General features: G+C 66.4%; 4 protein-coding genes. All 4 read right to left on the minus strand.

The annotated features are described in order from the left end of the window. Positions 1-73 precede the first annotated feature (73 nt). Positions 74-658 carry a hypothetical protein gene (locus BZL64_RS27615; protein WP_086771898.1) on the minus strand — a complete coding sequence of 195 codons (585 nt, stop codon included), beginning with the start codon at positions 656-658 and terminating at the stop codon, positions 74-76. A gap of 34 nt (positions 659-692) precedes the next feature. Next, positions 693-1,301 carry a pilus assembly protein TadG-related protein gene (locus BZL64_RS27620; protein WP_086771900.1) on the minus strand — a complete coding sequence of 203 codons (609 nt, stop codon included), beginning with the start codon at positions 1,299-1,301 and terminating at the stop codon, positions 693-695. Beyond that, positions 1,298-1,528 carry a Flp family type IVb pilin gene (locus BZL64_RS27625; protein WP_086771899.1) on the minus strand — a complete coding sequence of 77 codons (231 nt, stop codon included), beginning with the start codon at positions 1,526-1,528 and terminating at the stop codon, positions 1,298-1,300. Before BZL64_RS27625 ends, BZL64_RS27620 begins: the two co-directional genes overlap by 4 nt. Before the next feature lie 114 nt (positions 1,529-1,642). Beyond that, the coding region (locus BZL64_RS27630) for a response regulator (RefSeq protein WP_086771901.1) at positions 1,643-2,393 on the minus strand (751 nt) is incomplete at its 5' end.

Below are 2,393 nucleotides of genomic sequence, written 5' to 3' on the forward strand. Positions count from 1 at the left end.
GGGTGTGGTGAGCAGCAACAGGGTCGTCGCGAGCAGGGCCAGGGGGAGGTGGCGGGTCTGGGTCATCTGGGGGTCACCCGGAGACCTTGATCACCGCGCTGGGAAACAGCGGCAGCTGGAAGGAGACGTCGGTCGTGTCGGCGGGCGGTGACGGGAACTGGAGGAAGACGTCGATCGATTCGCCGGCCTTGAGCGTCGAGAAGCCTGTGGTCGTCAGGGGACGGCCTTCTGTGTCGCGGAGGACGTAGTAGCGCTTCTTGCTCTTCGAGTCGACGAGGGTGGCTCCGCCGAGGGACCTGCCGTTGTTCATGATCTCGGTCTCGTTGCCGCTCAACTCCAGGGGGATGACCGCCACTTCCGAGCCGTCGTTCTTCAGCACACCGCTCACCGTCACGAAGCCACCGGAGTCGCGTGCTGCCGACGTAATCTGAAGAAGTAGCCCGCCCGGCCCCTTCACCTCGGCCAGTGGCTCTTCGGACTGCCCCTCCTGAGGGTCCGGCTGCGATCCACTGGCCGTCGAAGCGGACGACGAGTTCTGAGGTTTCTTGTCGTCGTCGCTTCCACCCCCGCCGCAAGCCGCCGAGCCAAGGGCGAGCCCGGCCACGGCGGCCAGCGCGACCATCCCCCTGCGGGCTTTCCCCGTGAACCGCATGCTCATCACTCTGCTTCCTTCTCCACTCATCGTTCGCTCGTCAGTCGGCCAGGTGGACGTAGAAGAGATCTTCGGGCCTGGGGAGATCACCGAGGTCGTCAGGATCCAACTCCCATTCCGTGTTCTCTTCCCCGTCCTCGCAGGTGAGCTTCGGCAGAACGTCCACCTCGGCATCCTCAGCAGGAGGATCGAACGTGCACAGCGGTTCGATCACGGCGACCGCATCGGCGTGCGCCTTCGTGGTACTCGTGGCAGGGATGACGGATTCCCCCGCAGTCTTGTTCGCTTGGACGGTGACTCGGAACCGCAGTCCCTGAGGGTCGCAGGCGTTCACAGTGGCATCGTTCTGAGCGGCAAGCTCACGGGCGCGCCAGCAGGGGTCAGGGAGCCCCAAACCGTCCCCATCGAGGATGTCCTGCCATTTCGTGGGATCGAGAACGTCCTCCACCCACAGACCCGCGAGCCCGTCCCTCGTCTCCTGCGCGGCCGCCAGCGCTGCCGCGTCGGCGGCGGTCTGAGCACCATTGCGGTTCACCGCGGCCTGGCCGACCGCGAAATAGGCGAACGCGAGAAAGAGCAGGCCCGCCACCACCGTGAGGTAGATGGGGAAGGCCTGCCCTGCGTCGCCCTGCGCCTGCGAACGTGTCAGGGAGCCACCTTGGCGATCTGAGCGGTCAACTTGTTGACGATCGTCGCCCCCAAGTTCGTATTCGCGATCAGCACCACAATCGCCACCACCACCGCGATGATCCCCAGGTACTCGACCGCGGTCTGCCCCCGGTCGCCGCGGCGGCGGGTGGCCTGTGTCGTCGTGTTTTTCCAGCCGCTCATCCGGACCTTGGCCGCGACGACGGTCTTCAGCATCAGGTCGCTCATGGCGTTCCCCTCCGTTTGAGGCGTTACCGGCATGAGGAACGTAGAGCGGAGCGGGTGTCTCCGTGAAGGGTCCCAGGGCCCAGTCGCGGGCCCAATTCGTGGTCCGGGAGTGCTTCACGGGGTCACCGCCGTTCCCAGCCACTTGGCCGCGGCCTCCGAGCGGCTGGTGCTGTCGAGCTTGGCAAAGATGCGGTTGATGTGGTTCTTGACCGTCTTCTCGCTGATGAAGCAGGTGGCGGCGATCTGCTGGTTGGTGAGGCCCGCCGCGATCAGGTCCATGATCTCCGCCTCCCTCGTGCTGAGTTGGAACACTTGACCTGACTGTCCCACAAGCGGTTGCAGTTGCGAAAGCTGTTCGCGAGAAGTCGCCAATTGTGGGGTGTTTGAGGTTCCGTCACCATGTGCAGTCGCACCGGAACGGAGTTGGGCAAGTACTGCCGTCGCCGCCGTGGGCGTGAAGTGGGCCCGGCCCGCGACGATGTCGCGGATCGCGGAGAGTAGTTCCGCCACGGTGAACTCGCCGTGTACCAGGTAGCCGCCCGCTCCCCGCCGCAGGGCCTCCTGGACGATCTCCGATTCGCTGCTGTAGGTGAGCATCACTACGGGAGCGATCCGCACCAGGTGGGGAAGTGCCGAGAGGCCGTCGACATCGGGCATGCGGACGTCGAGGAGGACGAGGTCGGGGCGGTGGCGGAGGGCGGCGTCGTAGGCCTGGCGGCCGTCGGCGGCCTCCGCGACGACCGTGATGTCCTCGTGGCCGGAGAGGAGCGCGGTCAGGCCGGCGCGGACCACGGGGTTGTCGTCGGCCACCAGCACGCGCACCGGCGTGGACCGGGGCGGTGGCGCGAACGCCTCCGGTAGGGGG

Source organism: Streptomyces bobili, from assembly GCF_002154575.1.
Lineage (GTDB): Bacteria > Actinomycetota > Actinomycetes > Streptomycetales > Streptomycetaceae > Streptomyces > Streptomyces bobili.